Genomic DNA, 17,917 nt, shown 5'->3' with positions numbered 1-17,917 from the left:
CCCTCCCTTGCGCTTTTTTGTAATTTAAATTACAGGGCGCCTCAACGCAAGCTTTTGCGTATAAACAAATCCCGCACAACTGCGATTTTTTCAGGGGTCCTTATGAGTCGCCTTCGTCCTCTCAGCTGCGCCGCCGGCGCTGCGCTGGCCCTGTTGCTGGCTTCCTGCTCGTCCGAAGCGCCGCCCGCGCCGCCGCCACCCGAGGTCGGTATCGTGACGATCCGCACGCAGGCCGTGCCCAACGTTATCGAACTGCCCGGCCGCGTTCAGGCGTATCGCACCTCGGAGGTCCGCGCTCGCGTCGACGGCATCGTCGAGCGCCGCCTGTTCAACGAAGGCAGCTTCGTGCGCGCCGGGACCGCCCTGTTCCGCATCGATCCGCGGCAGCTGACCGCAACGGTCAATGCGGCGCAGGCGCAGCTCGCCCGCGCCCAGGCGACCGCCGCCAACGCGCGGCAGGTCGTCGGCCGATACCAGCCGCTGCTCGCCGACCAGGCGATCGGCAAGCAGGAATATGATGCGGCCGTCGCCGCGCAGCGTACGGCGGAAGCCGACGTCGCGGCCGCGCAGGCCAATCTGCAATCGGCGCGGCTGAACCTCGGCTACTCGATGGTCACCGCCCCGATTTCGGGCCGCGCACGCCGCGCCGAGGTTACCGAGGGTGCGCTCGTCAGCGCCGCCGGCGGCACCTTGCTGACGACGATCGAACAGATCGACCGCGTTTATGTCAATTTCGGCCAGTCGAGCTCGGACCTGCTCGCGACGCGCCGCGAGATGGGATCGGGCAAGGTCAGCGTGCCGCAGCTCGAGCGCGTCGAAGTGCAACTGATCCTCGAAGACGGCACCGCGCTTCCGGTGGTCGGCCATCTCGACTTCCTCGATCTCTCGATCGATGAGGCCACGGGCACTGCGGCGCTGCGCGCCGAATTCCCCAACCCGAACGCGGCATTGCTGCCCGGTCAGTTCGTGCGCGCGCGCATTTTCGCCGGCAATCGCGCCGACGGGGTGCTGATCCCGCAGCGCGCGGTCAAACTCGCCGCCGACAATGCCAGCGTCATGGTCCTCGATGCCAAGAATAATGCGACGGTGCGCCCGGTGAAGCTCGGCACGATGGTCGCGGGCCAGTGGGCGATCCTCGACGGGCTCAAGCCCGGCGACCGGGTCATTACCGACGGGTTGCAAAAGGTGCAGCCGGGTCAGCCGGTGCGCATCGCCCAGCCCAAGGGCGCGGCGCCTGCCCCCGCGGCGAAGCGCTGACCTGACATGACCCCCCGTTTCTTCATCGACCGGCCCATCTTTTCCTGGGTCATCGCCATCGGCATCCTGCTTGCCGGGATCATCGCGCTGCGCGGGCTGCCCGTGGAGCAATATCCGTCGGTCGCGCCGCCGTCGCTGACAATCGGCGTCACCTATCCGGGCGCCGACGCCAAGACACTCGAGCAGAATGTCACGCAGGTCATCGAGCAGGAGCTGAACGGGGTCGAGGGCTTCCTCTACATGGCCTCGACCAGCGAGTCGAACGGCACCGCGTCGATCAACCTGACCTTCGAGGCGGGGACCGACATCGACAATGCCCAGATGGAGGTCCAGAACCGCCTGCGCCGGGTCGAACAGCGGCTGCCCGAGGATGTCCGGCGTCAGGGCATCTCGGTCACCGAGGCCAATTCGGGCTTCCTGCTGATCGTCGCGATCACCTCGAAGAGCGGCAACACCGACCCGATGGAGGTCAACAACTTCGCGAACACGCGCGTCCTCGACGAACTGCGCCGCGTGAACGGGGTCGGCAACGTCCAGGCCTTTGCGCCCGAATATGCGATGCGCATCTGGCTCGACCCGCAAAAGCTCGCCTCGCACAATCTGTCGCCCGCCGAAGCGCTCGGCGCGGTGCAGGAGCAGAATAGCCAGACGCCGGGCGGCCAGCTCGGTGACCAGCCGATCGCCAAGGGCGCCGAGCTCAATGCCGTCATCACGACGCAGGGGCGCTTCACCAAGCCCGAGCAGTTCGAAAGCATCATCCTGCGCGCCAACCCCGACGGGTCGGCGGTGACGCTGGGCGACGTCGGCCGCGTCGAGCTGGGTGCGGCAAGCTATCTCTTCTCGTCCGAGCTCAACGGCAAGCCGATGGCGGGCCTCGCGGTCCAGCTCACGCCGGGCGCCAACGCGCTGGCGACGGCGGAGGGCATTCGCGCGCGGATGGACGAGCTGTCGAAGGGTTTCCCGCCCGACATCGTCTGGTCGATCCCCTATGACACGACGCCCTTCATCAGCCTGTCGATCGAAGAGGTGGTGAAGACACTCGCCGAGGCGATGGTGCTCGTCTTCCTCGTCATGTTTCTGTTCCTCCAGAACTGGCGCGCGACCGTCATCCCTACCGTGGTCGTTCCGATCGCGCTGGCGGGGGCGTGCCTCGGCCTCTGGATGTTCGGTTTCTCGATCAACGTGCTGACGCTGTTCGGCATGGTGCTGGCGATCGGTATTCTCGTCGACGACGCGATCGTCGTGATCGAGAATGTCGAGCGCATCATGAACGAGGAGCATCTGCCCCCCTATGAGGCGACGGTGAAGGCGATGAGCCAGATCACCTCGGCGATCATCGGCATAACGCTGGTGCTGATCGCGGTGTTCATCCCGATGGCCTTCTTCCCCGGATCGACCGGCGGCATCTATCGTCAGTTCTCGATGACGCTCGCGATCTCGATCGCCTTCTCGGCCGTGCTTGCGCTCACGCTGACGCCCGCGCTCTGCGCGACGCTGCTGAAACCGCACGACAAGACGGCGCGCAAGGGCCGGATCGGTGCCTTCTTCGACCGCTTCTTCGGTCGCTTCAACGACTGGTTCGGTCGCACCACCGACCGCTACCAGGGTGGCGTCGGCAAGATGCTCGCTACACCGCTGCGCTGGCTCGGCGTCTTTGTCGCGATGGTCGCGATCACGGCCCTGCTGTTCACCCGCCTGCCGGGATCCTTCCTGCCGCAGGAAGACCAGGGCTATCTGATCACCGTGATCCAGGCGCCCCCGGGCGCGACGACGCAGCGTACCAACGAGGCGACCAAGCAGGTCAAGGCCTTCTTCGCCGAACAGCCGCAGGTCGCCAACGTCGTGTCGGTGAACGGCTTCAGCTTCTTCGGCCAGGGCCAGGCGAACGCGATCATGTTCACCCCGCTCAAACATTGGGACGAGCGCAAGGGCGACGGCGACAGCGCCGACGCGATCGCCGGCAAGGCGATGGGCACCTTCATGGGCATCAAGGAGGCGTTCGCCTTCTCATTGAGCCCGCCGTCGATCCCCGAACTCGGCACGTCGAGCGGCTTCACCTTCAAGCTGCAGGATCGCGGCGGCAACGGGCGCGACGCGCTGATCGCCGCGCGCAACCAGATCCTTGGCGGTGCGATGCAGAGCAAGCTGCTCGCGAACGTACGCCCCGAGGGTCAGGAGGATGCGCCGGTGCTGAAGGTCGATATCGACCGGATTCAGGCGCGCGCGCTCGGCCTGTCGATCGGCGACGTCAACGCGACGCTCGCGATCAGCTTCGGCAGCGCCTATGCCAACGACTTCACCCGCGAAGGCCGCGTGCTGCGCGTGCTGCTCCAGGCCGACGCCGCGAGCCGCATGACGCCGCAGGACGTGCTCGACCTGCGGGTGCGTAGCGCAAATGGCGGCATGGTGCCGTTCGGGTCGTTCAGCAAGGCCGAATGGTCCGCCGAGGCGCCGCAGCTCCAGCGGTACAACGGCTATCCCGCGATGACGATCTCGGGCGAACCCGCACCGGGCCAGTCGACCGGCGAAGCGATGGCCGAGATGGAACGGCTCGCATCGCAGCTCCCGCAGGGCTTCGCGTTCGAATGGACCGGCATTTCCTATGAGGAAAAACAGTCGGCGGGCCAGATCGGGATGCTGCTCGGCCTGTCGCTCGTCGTCGTCTTCCTGCTGCTCGCGGCGCTCTACGAAAGCTGGGCGGTGCCGGTCTCGGTGCTGCTCGTGGTGCCGCTCGGCGTGCTCGGCGCGGTGCTCTTCTCGATGATGCGCGGGCTGTCGGCCGACATTTACTTCAACGTCGGCCTGATCACGATCATCGGCTTGGCCGCGAAAAATGCGATCCTGATCGTCGAATTCGCGATCGAACAGGAAGCCGAAGGCAAGCCGACGCTCGATGCGGTGATGGAGGCGGTGAAGCTTCGCCTGCGCCCGATCATCATGACCAGCCTCGCCTTCATCCTCGGCATGGTGCCGCTCGTCATCGCGAGCGGGGCCGGGGCCGCCAGCCGCATCGCGGTCGGCTCGGGCGTGATGGGCGGGATGATCGCCGCCACGCTGCTCGGTATCTTCTTCATCCCGCTCTTCTACCTGTCGGTGCGCAAGTGGATCAGCCGCAAACGGCCGCCTGCACCGGCGGAAAAAGGACATCATGAGGAACCCGGCCATGCGTAACCTGATCGCCCTCGCCGCGGCGACGACGCTCGCCGGATGCGCCAATATGGCGCCGCCGCACGAGCGTCCGCCGCTGTCGACCGCCCCCGCCTATCCGGCCGAATTCGCCGGCGATGTGACGCTCGGGCAGCGTGCGACCGAAGTCAGCTGGCGCGACTTCTTCGCCGATCCGCAGCTCGAGGCGCTGATCGCGCAGGCGGTCGAACGCAACCGCGATCTCGCCGTCGCCGTCGCGCAGATCGAGGAAGCGCGCGGACTGTACCGCATCCAGGACGCCGACCGGCTGCCCACCGTCGGTGCCAGCGCCGATGCGACGCGCAGCCGCGGCCCGTCGCTGACCGGTCCGGGAACCGACACGACCAACCGCTATTCGGTCGGGGTCGGGGTCACGTCGTTCGAGCTCGATTTCTGGGGCCGCGTCAAAAATCTGTCCGAGGCGGCGCGCAGCCAGTATCTCGCGACCGAACAGGCCGAACGCGCCTTCCGGCTCGCGCTGGTGCGCGACGTTGCCTCGTCCTATTTCGCCTCGCGCGGCGCCGACGAGCAGATCACCCTTGCCGAAGCGACGGTGACGAGCCGCAAGGAAGGGCTCCGCATCGCGAAACGACGGCTCGACGCGGGGGTGACCTCGGCGCTCGATTATCGCCAGTCAGAAACGCTGCTGACGCAGGCCGAAACGCAGCTTGCGAGCCTGAAGCTCGGCAAGGCGCAGGCCGACAATTTCCTCGCCGTTCTCACCGGCGGGCCGGTCGCCGGTCCCCTGCTCGCGCCGCTGCCGCTCGTCCAGCAGGGACAATCGCCGACGCTGACCGCCGGACTGCCGTCCGACCTGCTCGTCGCGCGGCCCGATGTGCTCGCCGCCGAAGAACGGCTGCGCGCCGCGCGCGCGAATGTCGGCGCGGCGCGTGCCGCCTTTTTCCCGTCGATCTCGCTCACCGGCAATTTCGGCTTCGCGTCGGGATCGCTCGACAATCTGTTCAGCGACAATGGCATGAACTGGAGCTTCGGCCCGTCGATCCGGCTGCCGATCTTCGACTTCGGACGCAACAAGGGCAATCTGACCGTCGCCGAAGCGCGCGAGAATATCGCGATCGCGACCTATGAGCGCACGGTACAGGGCGCGTTTCGCGAGGTGGCCGACGCGCTCGCCGGGCGCCGCTACCTTGCGGATCAGGTCGCGGCGCAGGAACGCGGCACGCTCGCGCAGCGGCGGATCGCCGACCTCGCGCGCAAACGGTACCGCGAAGGCGTTTCAACCTATCTCGAAGTGCTCGACGCCGAACGCAACCTGTTCGCCGCCGAACAGGCGCTGATCGAACTCAGGCGCGCGCAGGTCGACAATCTGGTGACGCTTTATGTGGCGCTCGGCGGCGGGCTCGTCGAACGACGCTGACCTGGGGCCGCGGCGCGGTTAGCGCGCCGCAGCCAGCGCCGGCGATCGCGACCCCGCGCTCGCCAGCTCGCGTTCGGCCTGCGTAAAGCCATAGCCCGGGACGATCGCGCCATCGCGGCCGGATACGTCGGCCCAATCCGCAACCAGCTGTTCACCCGCATCGGCCCCGGCGCCGATATGGCGGCCTTCCGAAAGCGTCACGTCGGCGCAGGCGAAATGCCCCGCACCCGCGCAGAGAATGGCCCGCGTCGGCGCATGTTCGCCGACCAGCGCCAGCAGGCCGGGGCTGACGAGCGCGGGGTCGAGCAGTTCCAGGCTGGCGTCGGCCAAGACGCCGTGCGTCATCTGCGTCGCGGCGGTCGGCGCAAGGCTGTTGACCCGAATCCCGTATTTCTCGCCCTCGATCGCCAACGTCTGCATCAGGCCGACGAGCGCCATCTTGGCGGCGCCGTAATTCGCCTGTCCGAAATTGCCCCACAGCCCCGACGACGAGGTCGTCATCACGATGCGCCCATATTGCTGCGCGCGCATCGCTTCCCATACCGCCTTGCAACAGATCGCTGCGCCGATCAGGTGAACGTCGACGACGAGCCGGAAGTCTTCGATGCTCATCTTGGCAAAGCTCCTGTCGCGCAGGATGCCCGCGTTATTGACGAGGATATCGATCTGCCCCCACGCATCCTGCGTCCGGCGGACCAGTTCGTCGATCGCGGCTTCGTCGGTGACCGAAGCTGCCAGCGCCAGCGCCTCGCCGCCGTTCGCTGCGATCTCGGATGCAACCTGCTCGGCGGCCGGCAAAGCGAGATCGTTGACGACCACGCGCGCGCCCCGGGACGCCAGATAGAGCGCATGGGTCCGGCCCAGCCCGCCGCCTGCACCGGTGACGATCGCGACGCGCCCCTTCAATGGCAACAGTTCATCCTTCATGCTCAAATCTCCATTCACTATCTAGTGAGTTAATATTTGCGTCGCGCGCTCGAGGCGTTCCTCCCGCCTGCCTTGCCTATATCTTCTTGTTGCAGACCTGCAGGAAGCCGGCCGCCATGAACGAAGCCATGCGCGCCTTGATCGCTTCGAAATCTTCGGATTTGCAGAGGCCGCCCGACAGCTTGTCGATGCGCCCCGTCCGCGCGAGCGTGACCATCAACGCGCCGGTAACGAAATGATAGCCCCAGAAGATGTCCTCCTCGGCGCAATCGGGCATCGCGCGCTTGAGCAGGTCGATCAGGCGAAGCACCACCGGATCGAAATGGCTGTCCATCAATTCGGCGCCCCATTCGGGGGTGTTGGCAACCTGCGCGCCGAGCGCCCCGTAATTCTTCCAGCCGTCGCCGCCATGGATGTAGAGATCGAGGTCGGTGTCGAGGAAGGCGTGGAGCGCGCCTTCGATCGTCGGCTTGCCTCCGGTCGCACGGTCATATTCGTCGAGCGCCTGCATCCGCTTCGTACTCGTTACCACTGCGCGCCGCGCGAAAACCGCGTCGAACAGCTTCTTCTTGTCCTCGAAATAATAGTTGAGCAGCGTGTGGTGCACGCCGACACGCTTGGCGACATCCTTGAGCGTCACGCCGTGCAGGCCGTGCTTCGAGAAGAGAAACTCGGCTTCGTCGAGGATCTGCTCCATCGTTTCGGCACGCTGTTCGGCCTTGGTCGATCGCCGACGCGTTTTCGCCTGTTCTGTCACTCGTCCGACTTCCAATATCTGTTCCGTCGCCGCCCCTGCCGCGACGCCCCCGTGCCGATCAACCCGCGCCATGGTCGTTCCGCAAGCGAATCTTATCGATTTTTCCGGTCGGCGCCAGCGGCATGGCGTCGAGCCGCACCACCGCATCGGGAATCCACCAAGGCGCCACGCGACCCTTGAGCGGCGCTAACAACTCGGCATCGCCAATATCTTCGCCCGCGCGCAGCTCGACGAGCAGAACCGGTCGCTCGCCCCATTTGGCGTCCTCGCGGCCGATCACCGCGGCGAGCGACACCTGCGGCAGCGCGCCGACGACCGCCTCGATCTCGGCGGGGTTGATCCACTCGCCGCCCGATTTGATCAGGTCCTTCGCGCGGCCGGTGATGACCAGATTGCCCTTCGCATCGATGCGGGCGAGATCGCCGGTCGAAAACCAGCCCTCCGTGTCGGTCGCCGGCTCGTCCTGACCGAAGTAGCGATCGACCACCGCCGAGCCGCGAACATGCAAATGCCCCTCGCCGCCGCGCTGTTCGGCGAGCGGCGTGCCGCCCGCGCCGGTGAGCAACAGGTCGACCCCGATCGCAGGCCGCCCCGACACCGCCGCCGAGCGGTGCGGATCGCTTGGCGGCGCGATCGTCCCGAGCGGCGACAGCTCGGTCATCCCCCAGCTCGTCTGCACTGTGACGCCGAGCAACTTCTCGATCCGCGTCATCAGGGCGGGCGCCATCGGTGCACCGCCGACGATGATCCGTTCGAGCGAAGGAAGCGCGGCGCCCGTTTGCTCGACATGCTCGGCAACGCCCAGCCAGACGGTCGGAACCCCGACGCCGACAGTCACGCCTTCGGCGGCGACCAGGCGGGCAAGGCTGGCACCGTCGGCCTGCCGGCCGGGCAGCACAAGCTTGCCGCCGACCGCGGGCAACGCGAACGGCAGGCCCCAGGCATTGGCGTGGAACATCGGCACGACGGCAAGCACTGCGTCGCGGCGGGTGAAGGCCATGACGTCGGCCTGCAGCGCGCGGAGCGTGTGGAGAAAGCTGCCGCGGTGCGTATAGGTCACGCCCTTTGGCGCCCCGGTGGTGCCCGAAGTGAAGCACAGCCCCGCGGGCGACCGCTCGTCGAAAGCGCCCCAAACCGCGTCGCGGCGCGCAGCAACAATCAGCGGCTCGATGTCGACCAGCGACGACGCTCCGGCCGCCCACTCGGCGGCCTTGCCGTCGATCACCAGCACGCGCTCGATCGCGGGCGCACGCTCGGCGATCAGGCGCGCGAGCGGCAGCAGGTCGGCGCTCGCGACCAGGATCCGCGCACTCGACTGCACCGCCATCGACGCGAGCTGCGATCCGGTCAGCCGCGGGTTGAGCGTGTGACATACCGCGCCCATCCCCATCACCGCGTACCAGGTTTCGACATGCGCCTGGCTGTTCCACGCGAGCGTCGCGACACGGTCGCCCTGCCCGATTCCGAAGCCAGCGAGCAACGACGAGATCGCGAGGCTGCGATCGCGAAGCCCGGCATAATCGATGCGGGCAAGGCCGCCGTCCTCTTGCGCCGTCACGACCTCGGCATCGCCGTGCCAGCGCGCGGCATGGTCGAGGAACTTGTTCAGCGTGAGCGGATAATCCTGGATGCTGCCGTCGATCATGGACAATTCGCGCCCTTCGCCAGAACGGGGGACATGATGCCGGTGTTCCAGTTCCATGGCTGGTTGCCCGCCGCGCGGCGACGGCAGACCGCCGCCTCGTGCAACGCATACATGCCGGGCATCAGCCGCGCCCCGGCGCGCGGGATGTCGGCGAAGGCCATGAAGGCGGCCTCCTCGCCATAGGGGCGCCACGCCGCGTGCCCCGCCGCTTCGGGCTTGCCGGTCCTCGCGAAGGAGACCCAATAATCGCCCATCGCGGCCGCAAATCTGCGCTCGGCGACGGTATCGGGGATCTTGGGCCAATAGGGCGGCGTGTCGTTCGCGGTGCCGAACACATAAGGGATTTCGGCCGCGTGGAAGCCGTGCAGCCCGGCCTCGCTCGCCGCCGGATAACCATGGTCGAAGAGATATAGATAGGCGGGCTGGCCGAGCGCACCCTGCTTGATCGCAAGCCGTTCGGACGTCCAGCCATAGAGCGCGTCGCGCGGCGTCGCGAGAACCGCCTCGCCCAGATCGCTTGCGGGATAGAGTTTCAGCCAGGCATCGGCGAGGTCGCCGTACCGCGCGCGGATCGCCGCCTCATAGGCAGCGGCATTGGCAGGGACCGGCGGGGCGAGCATGCGCAGCGAGCGGATCTCGCCGATGTTGAACCCCGCAATCATCGGCACCGGCGCCTGCTCGCCGCGATCGAAGATGTCGACGAGCTGGCGCGGCAATATCTTGCCGTCGACGGTGCCCCACGGGAAATAGCCGGCCTTCAGCGCACCATCCGACAGCGCGGTCGCGTCCATCGCGCGGAGCGCCGCCAGGTCGTCGGCGCCCAGCGCGGCGGCAACCCGCATACCCGTCGCCTCGGCGGCGGGTTCGCCATGGCGCTCCTCCTTCAGCGACGGGGTCGAGATCATATAGGCGCTCTGCGCGATTGCCTTGTGGAACAGGCCGTGCGCGCGCGGCGACGCCATCAGGTACATCACGCTGAGCGCGCCCGCAGACTCGCCCGCGATCGTGACATTGGCCGCATCGCCGCCGAACGCGCCGATATTCGCCTTCACCCACTCAAGCGCCGCAATCTGGTCGAGCAGGCCGTAATTGCCCGAAACGCCGTCGGGCGATTCCGCGCTCAGCGCCGGATGCGCCAAATAGCCGAGGACGCCGAGCCGGTAGTTGATCGACACGACGATCGCGCCGCGCGCCGCAAGCTTCGCCCCGTCGTACATCCCCTCATGGCTGTAGCCGGTGGTGAGCGCGCCGCCGTGGATCCACACGATCACCGGCGCATCCTTGGCCCGTTCGGGCGCCCAGATGTTGAGCGTCAGGCAGTCCTCCGAAATCTTAGCCGGCGGATTGGCGTAGATATGCACCGCGTTCGGGCGCGGCTGGATACACGCGGCGCCAAAGCTCTGCGCCTTGCGCACCCCGGTCCAGGCCGCCAGCGGCTGCGGCGCTTTCCAGCGGAGCGGCCCGACCGGCGGCTGCGCGAAGGGAATGCCCTTGAACTCGCGGACCTTGCCGACCGCCTTGCCTTCGACCGTACCTGCGGGCGCCTCGACCACCGGACTCGCGGCGACGGCGGGCGCCGCCATCAAAAGCCCGGCCGCCGATAATGCGGTGCGCAACATCATCATGCCTGTTTCTCCTGCCGACTGTCTTCCCGGCGCAGCAGCCGCGCGAGCCAGAGGAACAGCCCGATCGCGATCACATAGAAGGGGGTCAGCGTGTACAGCGCCGTTTGCAGCCCATGGAGGTCGCCCTGCGCCTTGAACCAGTCGCTGGCGAAGCCGACCCATGTCGGCCCCAGCCCCAATCCGATGAAATTCATGATGAGCAGCAGCAAGGCGCCCGCGAGCACGCGCTGGCCCGGCTTCACTTCCTCCTGAACGAGCGCGACCGACGCCGAGAGATAGAAATAGTTGAAGATCATCACGACGGTGAGCAGCGCCAGCGCCAACGGCCAGCCGGGCGCCCAGACAAAAGCGAGATAGAAAGGCATCGCGACCGCGAGCGACAGCGCGGGGGCGATCGCATAGCCCGCGCGCGATTTGCGGACCATGCGGTCGATGACGCGGCCCGAAACGACCATCCCGCCGCCCATGCCGATCAGCAATACCAGCGCATACCAGATCGCGACGTCGCCAAGCACCATGCCCTTTTCGCGCATCAGGAACAGCACCGCGAAATTGCCGAGGCCGTAGGTGACGAACTGCGTCGCCCCGCTGCCCAATGCCGCGAGCATCAGGACGGGATGCGACAGGAACATGCGGACCGTCGGCCAGAAGGCCGCCTTGTCGTCGGCGGGTGAATTTGCGGGCGAAGCCGCCACATCGGTCGCGCCGCGCTTCGGCTCGCGCACCGTCAGCCAGACGACCAGCGCCGTTACGATGCCGATCGCGCCCACCGCGATGAAGGGAATGCGCCAGCCGAAGCGCCCGGCGATCGCCGCACCGAACGCCACGCCCGCCGCCGCGCCGATCGCCGGACCAAGGTTGAAGATGCCGAGCGCCGCCGCGCGCTTGCCCGGCGGATAGGTGTCGGTGATGATCGCATAGGAGGGCGGCACGCCCCCCGCCTCGCCGAAGCCGACGACCATGCGCGCGACGACCAGCTGCATATAGTTGGCGGCCATGCCGCACGCGACGGTGGCGCCGCTCCAGATCGCGCAGGCCGCCGACAAGACACCGACGCGGCTCGTCCGGTCGGCGAACCAGCCGACGGGGATTGCGATGAAGCAGTAGAACATCGCGAAGTAGAGCCCGCTGATCAGCCCGAGCTGGCCGTCGCTGATCTGCAGAGCATCCTGGATCGGCTTGGCGAGGATCGACAGCAGCTGCCGGTCTAAGAAGTTCAGCACATATACGAAGCAGAGCATCCCCAGCACGAACGAAGGATTGCTCCCCGACCGCGTGGACGCTGCGGCCGGGGAAATTGTGCGATCGGCGGCCGCCACGACTTAGAGTCCGTAGCCGAGGCGGATACCGAAGGTACGCGGACGCATCGTCCCGAAGCGGCTCACGAGGAAGGCTTCGGGATGGATGTAGGTGATCGAATGATCGTCGAAGAGATTTTCGACATAGAGCTGCGCCGAGATGTCGCCCTTCTTCAAACCGAAGCTCATGTTGACGTTGCTGTAGGCGTCGGTCTTGCCAAAGGTCGAGAGCGGCACGGTGGGACGGCCCGGGGTGTTCGGGAAGCTGCTGTTGTACGACCCGATATGCTGCGCATTGACCGCCAGCATCGCATCGACGTCGGTCGCAAGCTTGAAGCTGTAAGACATATAGGCCGACCCCTGGATCCGCGGCGCCGACAGGCGATGCCCGAGCACCGCGCCCGAGATCGCCGCTTCCTCCGGCGACAATTTGGTGATCTTGGAGTCATTATAGGCGCCGTTGAAACCGATCGCCCATCCGGTCGCGGGGATCACGCCGACCTCGAACTCGAAGCCCTTGCTGCGCGCGGCGCCGATGTTCGTCGCGAACTGCACCGAGTCCGACTGACGGTTTGCCTGCGCCTGGATGTTCCGCCAGTCGATCAGGTAGAAGGCCGCGTTCATCGATACGCGCCCGTCCAGCCAGCGCGCCTTGGCGCCGACCTCATAGCTTTTGAGGTTATCCGAAGTGGCCCCATAAGGGATAGTGATGTCGTTCGGATCGACGAGGCTGGGTGCGCCCGCACGTGCGTTGACGATCGGCGCGCGGAAGCCGGTCGAGAAGGTCGCATAGGTGGTGAGCGCGTCGCTCGGCTTGAAGGTCGCGCTCGCTTTCCACGATGGCTTCGATCCCTTCGCCTTGACGCCCTCGGCCGCGACATAGGGGGTGAAGGTCGTGAAGTTCACCGGCAGGCCGAGCAGCGCATAATCATAATAGTTGAAGCCGAATGCGGTCGCGAGATAGCCGCCCGCCTCGGTGAATGCCTGCGCCGACGTCTCGCCATAACGCATCCCGCCGGTCAGCCAGAATTTGTCCGAAAAACGGTAGGTCAGCTCGCCGAAGCCCGCGAGCTCCTTGCTGAGCGAATGCGTATAGAGCTTCTGGAAATATTTGTCGGGAAGGCCGGTCATATTGCGATCGGCAAGGAAATCGAGGTTCGAGCGGTAGAAATAATCGACGTCGCGGCGGCGATCGAGATAGAAGCCGCCAACAACGAACTGGAACGGACCGTCGAGAGTCGAGGCGAGCCGCGTTTCCTGCACGAACACCTTGTCATAACCGTCGGCGTCGAGACCGAAGGCGATCGGCGCGCCCGGGAAGGAGCCGGGCGCGAAGGTTCCGGCGAGATCGACGTAGAAGCGCTGTTCGAAGTCCGAATAGGTCGACGAACTGGTAAGCTTGGCAAAATCGAACTCATATTCGATCGTCGCGTTGGCGATCAGCTGCTTGCCGGTGAAGCGGTCGGGCTCGTCCGACACGCGTTTGTTGCGGCCGAGCGACGGGTCGGTCAGCGAGCTGTCCTTCGGATTGCTATATTCGTAGCTGCCGAGCAGCTTGATCGACAGCCGGTCGGTCGGGCGCCACAACAGCGTCGCGCGGCCGCCATAGTCGATCAGCGTGTTCGAATTCTTGCGCCCCGTCCCGACATTGTCGAGATAGCCTTCCTCGTCGCGGTAAAAGCCGACGACGCGCAGCGCGAGCTTGTCCTCGACCAGCGGCACATTGACCATTGCATTATAGCGCTGGCGGATCGAGTCCGATCCGGTCAGACCGAGGTCGACGAGCGCCGAGACATCGAAATCATTGAGATTCGGGCTTTTCTGCAGAATGCGCATGGCGCCCGAAAGCGAGCCCGACCCGAACAGCGTCCCCTGCGGCCCGCGCAGGAATTCGACGCGCTCGACGTCGAACAGGTTCGGGTCGACGACGGTGGTGTTGCCGATCGTCGAGACCGGAAGCTCGTCGATATAGATGGCGACCGAACTTTGCAGGTTGGCGTTATAGCCATTCGTCGCGATGCCGCGCGCGGTGAAATTGTTGAAGTTCGCGGTCGGCTTGTTCAGCACGACGCCGGGGGTCTCGCGCCCGATACCTTCGTAACCGACGATGCCCTTTTCGGTCAGTTCCGACTGCGAAAAGGCCGAGATGCTGATCGGCACATCCTGGATGCGCTCCTCGCGGCGCGTCGCGGTAACGATGATGTCGTTGGCGCCCGATGCCTCGTCGGCCTGCGGCGCGGTGTCGGCCGCGTCCTGCGCGGCGGCGCCCGCCGGGATTGCGAAAAGTGCGCCCGCACATACGGACGCAAGCAGCTGAACCCTCATCTTGCCCTCTCCCATCAATCGCCGCTCGGTCGTCGGCATGATGCGTTCATGACACCGGTTCGGAAGCGAGTCAATATTCACTCTCACGTGTGTGAATGAAATAGGAGGGATAGATCGGGACAAGGAAGCGCGGGATCGAAGCGCGCCGAAAGGCATGCCCGGGCGAGGAAAATTGCCGCGAAGTGCACCGCGCTGTTGCCATCCCGGCCAGCCAACCCGCATGATCGTGCGGACATCCCAATCCGGAAAAAGACAGCGATGACGACCGAAGCCGCCACCCCCGCCCTGCTCAAGGACCTTCTCGGTCCGCCGGCGCTCGAAACGATTGCCGATGCGGGGGCGGCGGCGTCTCCGCATTTCGACCGGCCCGCATTTGTTTGTGCCGCGTCGGACGGCCTCGAAGAATTGTCGATCATGGAACGGGTGCGGCATATTGCCGACGCGCTCCACATCGCGCTGTCCGGCGACTATGCCGCGGCGCTCGATATTCTTCGCGCGATGGCGCCCCGATTGACGCACGCTTTTCAGGCGATCGCGGTCACCGAATATGTCGCACGATACGGACTCGACGATTTCGACGGATCGATGGACGCGCTCGCCGACCTCACGCGCTTCGGTTCGGCCGAGTTCGCGATCCGGCCTTTCCTCGCGGCAGATACGCCGCGCGCGCTCGCCATAATGACGCGCTGGACCGCGCACGAAAATGAGCATGTCCGGCGGCTCGCGAGCGAAGGCGCCCGGCCGCGGCTACCATGGGCCTCGCGCGTCCCTGCACTGAAGGCCGACCCGACGCTTGCAGCGCCGATCCTCGAAGCACTGAAGGCCGACCCGAGCCTTTATGTTCGCAAATCGGTCGCGAACCATCTGAACGACATCGCGAAGGACCGCCCCGACTGGCTACTGAGCCGCCTTGCGGGCTGGCAACAGGACGATCCGCAAACGGCGTGGATCGTGCGCCATGCGCTGCGCACGCTGATCAAGAAGGGCGACCCCGGCGCGCTCGCGCTCATCGGTGTCGGCCATGGCGCAGCGGCTACCGTGCGCCATTTCGGCATCTCTCCCACAACCGTCCGCCTCGGCGACCGGGTCGCGCTCGCCGCCGAGCTCGTGTCGGATGCGGCCGAGACCCAGCGGCTCGTTGTCGATTACCGCGTCCATTATGCGCGCGCAGGCGGCAAGAGCGCGCCCAAGGTGTTCAAGCTCAAGACCTTCGATCTGGCAGCGGGCGACACCGTCCGCCTCTCCATCAGCCAGACGATCCGCGACTTCAGCACACGGCGCCACCATCCGGGACGCCACGAGGTCGAACTGATCGTCAACGGGCAGACGATGGCGACGGCCGCGTTCGATCTTTCGTCAAACTGATCGGCTCGGGCCAGCCCCCCCTATGGCGGCGTAGGCGCCTGCTCGTTTGCGGCGGGGGGCGGGCGTCCCTCCGAAACCGTCGGGCGTCCTTCCTGGATCGGCAGGCGCAGGTCGATCCGGCTGCCGTTGATCTCGGTCGAGATGACCGCGTCCCCGCCCTCGATGCCGACGCGCGTGCGGTCGCCGATCGGGATGTCGCCGATATCGGGGATGTCGAGCGGCTCGACGGGTCCGGCGGGGTCGACCGCCTTCGGACGCGGCGCCGCGCGCTTGCCCGACGCTTCGGTCATGAAATCGCGCCAGATGCGCGCCGGCAACCCGCCCCCCGATACGCCCTGCAGCGGCGTATTGTCGTCGTTGCCGATCCACACACCGACCACGAGCCCGTTGGCATAGCCGACGAACAGCGCGTCGCGATTGTCCTGGCTCGTCCCCGTCTTGCCGAAATTGGCCTGCGGTAGCCGCGCCGCGCGGCCGGTGCCGCGGTTGACCGCGGCGCGCAGCATTTGTTCGATATCCTCATGCTCGCGCGACCCGAAGCGACTGGGTCCAGAAATGAGGTTTTCCAACCAGCCCTTTTCCTCGCCCTTGAACGCGCGCGGTTCGACCGGATAGCTGTTCGCGGCGACCGCGGCGTAGGCGGCGGTGAGTTCGAGCAACGTCATGCTCGACGTGCCGAGCGCAAGGCTGGGATCGCCCTTGGTCATCGGCGCGGTGACGCCAAGGTCGCGCGCCATGTCGATCACCTTGTCGTCGCCAACCTCGCGAAGCAGCCGCACCGCGGCGACATTGCTCGACGAGGCAAAAGCGTCTTCAAGGCTGATTTCCCTCGAATAGGCGCCGCCCGAATTTTTGGGGCGGTACGATCCGGTTTCGATCGCGCTGTTGTCGATCATGTCGTCGGGCTCCCAACCGGCGCGCAGCGCGGCGAGATAGACGAACAATTTGAAGGTCGAGCCCGGCTGGCGCCGTGCCTGCGTCGCACGATTGAAGGGCGACGCGGCATAATCCTTGCCGCCGATCATCGCGACAACCTCACCGTTCGGGCGCATCGCGACGAGCGCGACCTGCGCCTTGCCGAGTCCTGCGCGGCTCGTGACGCGCCGCGCCGCCGATTGCAACCGCGCGTCGAGCGTCGTCGTGATCGTCTGGCGTGAATAGCCGACATCGCTCAACTTGCGCGCCTCGGGCAGCGCCCAGTCGGCGAAATAAGTCCCGGTCGGCAGCGTATTGCGCGTCCGCACGTCGATGCGCGGGGTGCGCAGCGCCTTCGCTTCGCTTGTCGTCAGATAGCCGGTGTCGACCATCGCGTTCAGCACCAGCTTCATCCGCTTTTCGGCCAGATCGGGGTTGCGCGTCGGCGCGAGGCGCGAGGGCGCCTGCACCAGTCCCGCGAGCATCGCCGCCTGCGCCGGGGTCAGCTTCTCGGGCTGGCGATAGAAATAATGGAGCGACGCGGCGCGCAGCCCATAGGTGTTGTCGCCGAAATAGGCGTTCGACAGATAGCGTTCGAGGATCTCGTCCTTGGTCAGCCAGGATTCGAGCCAGAAAGCGATCAGCGCCTCGCGCGCCTTGCGCCCGAGCGTGCGCTTCGGCGTCAGGAAAGTGAATTTCGCGAGTTGCTGGGTGATCGTGCTGCCGCCCTGCGTCCGCCCGCCGGTGACATTGCTCCACACCGCGCGCGCGATGCTGCGCGGATCGACGCCCCAATGGGTGTAGAAACGCCGGTCCTCGATCGCGAGAAAGGCGCCCGTCACATGCTTCGGCAGATCCTTCGCCTTCACCGGCGTGTCGACGATCGCGCCGATGCGCGCGATCGGCGTGCCGTCGGATGCGAGCAAGGTGATTTGCGGCGGCGCGATCGGTTCGAGCGATTTCGACAGGGGCGCGGTCAGCGCGAGCCAGCCGACGAGCAGGAGGAAGATCACGCAGAAGATCGCAAAGCCGCGCGAAAGGCGGCGCACCCATTTGCGCCGGCGCGTTTCAGGAACCGGCGGCGGCGCTGCGATGTCGGCGAAAGGGTCACCCGGCGTCGCGGCGAGGGTGGAATCGGGGCCTTGGGGTTTACGGAACCATTTCATGCGCGGCGCCCGTATTACAATCCCAACACAGCATAAGCAAATGGCTTATAACGAGCGCACCGCGACGCCATGA

11 protein-coding genes are annotated in these 17,917 nt (G+C 66.2%); 4 read left to right on the top strand and 7 right to left on the bottom strand.

Translation table 11 applies throughout. The features are described from left to right. Positions 1–102 precede the first annotated feature (102 nt). From ACIPPQ_RS15085 to ACIPPQ_RS15075, 3 genes are read left to right on the top strand one after another with little or no spacing between them, the layout of a single operon-like run. Positions 103–1,257, top strand: a complete 1,155-nt coding sequence (locus tag ACIPPQ_RS15085) for an efflux RND transporter periplasmic adaptor subunit (RefSeq protein WP_446544890.1) — start codon at positions 103–105, stop codon at positions 1,255–1,257. A 6-nt stretch (positions 1,258–1,263) separates the two neighbouring features. Then, the gene (locus tag ACIPPQ_RS15080; RefSeq protein WP_446544889.1) at positions 1,264–4,428 is read left to right on the top strand and encodes a multidrug efflux RND transporter permease subunit; all 3,165 of its coding nucleotides are present in this window, start codon (positions 1,264–1,266) and stop codon (positions 4,426–4,428) included. Continuing rightward, the gene (locus ACIPPQ_RS15075; RefSeq protein ID WP_446544888.1) at positions 4,421–5,821 is read left to right on the top strand and encodes an efflux transporter outer membrane subunit; all 1,401 of its coding nucleotides are present in this window, start codon (positions 4,421–4,423) and stop codon (positions 5,819–5,821) included. The genes ACIPPQ_RS15080 and ACIPPQ_RS15075 overlap by 8 nt, the downstream gene beginning before the upstream one ends. Before the next feature lie 18 nt (positions 5,822–5,839). On the opposite strand, the gene ACIPPQ_RS15070 is transcribed toward ACIPPQ_RS15075, so the two are convergent. The 6 genes from ACIPPQ_RS15070 to ACIPPQ_RS15045 form a co-directional block, all read right to left on the bottom strand. Then, positions 5,840–6,748, bottom strand: a complete 909-nt coding sequence (locus ACIPPQ_RS15070; RefSeq protein ID WP_446544887.1) for an SDR family NAD(P)-dependent oxidoreductase — start codon at positions 6,746–6,748, stop codon at positions 5,840–5,842. Positions 6,749–6,824: 76 nt separating this feature from the next. Beyond that, positions 6,825–7,577 carry a TetR/AcrR family transcriptional regulator gene (locus ACIPPQ_RS15065; RefSeq protein WP_446544886.1) on the bottom strand — a complete coding sequence of 251 codons (753 nt, stop codon included), beginning with the start codon at positions 7,575–7,577 and terminating at the stop codon, positions 6,825–6,827. After that, the gene (locus ACIPPQ_RS15060) at positions 7,564–9,150 is read right to left on the bottom strand and encodes an AMP-binding protein (RefSeq protein WP_446544885.1); all 1,587 of its coding nucleotides are present in this window, start codon (positions 9,148–9,150) and stop codon (positions 7,564–7,566) included. The genes ACIPPQ_RS15065 and ACIPPQ_RS15060 overlap by 14 nt, the downstream gene beginning before the upstream one ends. After that, positions 9,147–10,775 (bottom strand): carboxylesterase/lipase family protein, encoded by a 1,629-nt coding sequence (locus ACIPPQ_RS15055; protein ID WP_446544884.1) that lies wholly within the window; start codon positions 10,773–10,775, stop codon positions 9,147–9,149. The genes ACIPPQ_RS15060 and ACIPPQ_RS15055 overlap by 4 nt, the downstream gene beginning before the upstream one ends. Beyond that, complete coding sequence (locus ACIPPQ_RS15050; RefSeq protein WP_446545031.1) at positions 10,772–12,016, bottom strand: spinster family MFS transporter; 1,245 nt, start codon at positions 12,014–12,016, stop codon at positions 10,772–10,774. Before ACIPPQ_RS15050 ends, ACIPPQ_RS15055 begins: the two co-directional genes overlap by 4 nt. Positions 12,017–12,097: 81 nt before the next feature. Next, entirely contained in the window at positions 12,098–14,398 is a 2,301-nt protein-coding gene (locus ACIPPQ_RS15045) for a TonB-dependent receptor (RefSeq protein ID WP_446544883.1), read from the bottom strand. 258 nt (positions 14,399–14,656) lie between these two features. Here ACIPPQ_RS15045 and ACIPPQ_RS15040 point away from each other — a divergent pair, with 258 nt between their 5' ends. Further along, positions 14,657–15,763: a DNA alkylation repair protein gene (locus ACIPPQ_RS15040; protein WP_446544882.1), complete on the top strand. Its 1,107-nt coding sequence runs from the start codon at positions 14,657–14,659 to the stop codon at positions 15,761–15,763. A 20-nt stretch (positions 15,764–15,783) separates the two neighbouring features. Here the strand turns inward: ACIPPQ_RS15040 and ACIPPQ_RS15035 are convergent, their stop codons facing one another. Further along, entirely contained in the window at positions 15,784–17,844 is a 2,061-nt protein-coding gene (locus tag ACIPPQ_RS15035) for a transglycosylase domain-containing protein (RefSeq protein ID WP_446544881.1), read from the bottom strand. Between the last annotated feature and the right edge of the window lie 73 nt (positions 17,845–17,917).

Source organism: Sphingopyxis sp. LARHCG72 (assembly GCF_052871675.1).
Note: the sequence above shows the minus strand (reverse complement) of the source record. Positions and strands in the feature narration are given on the sequence as shown.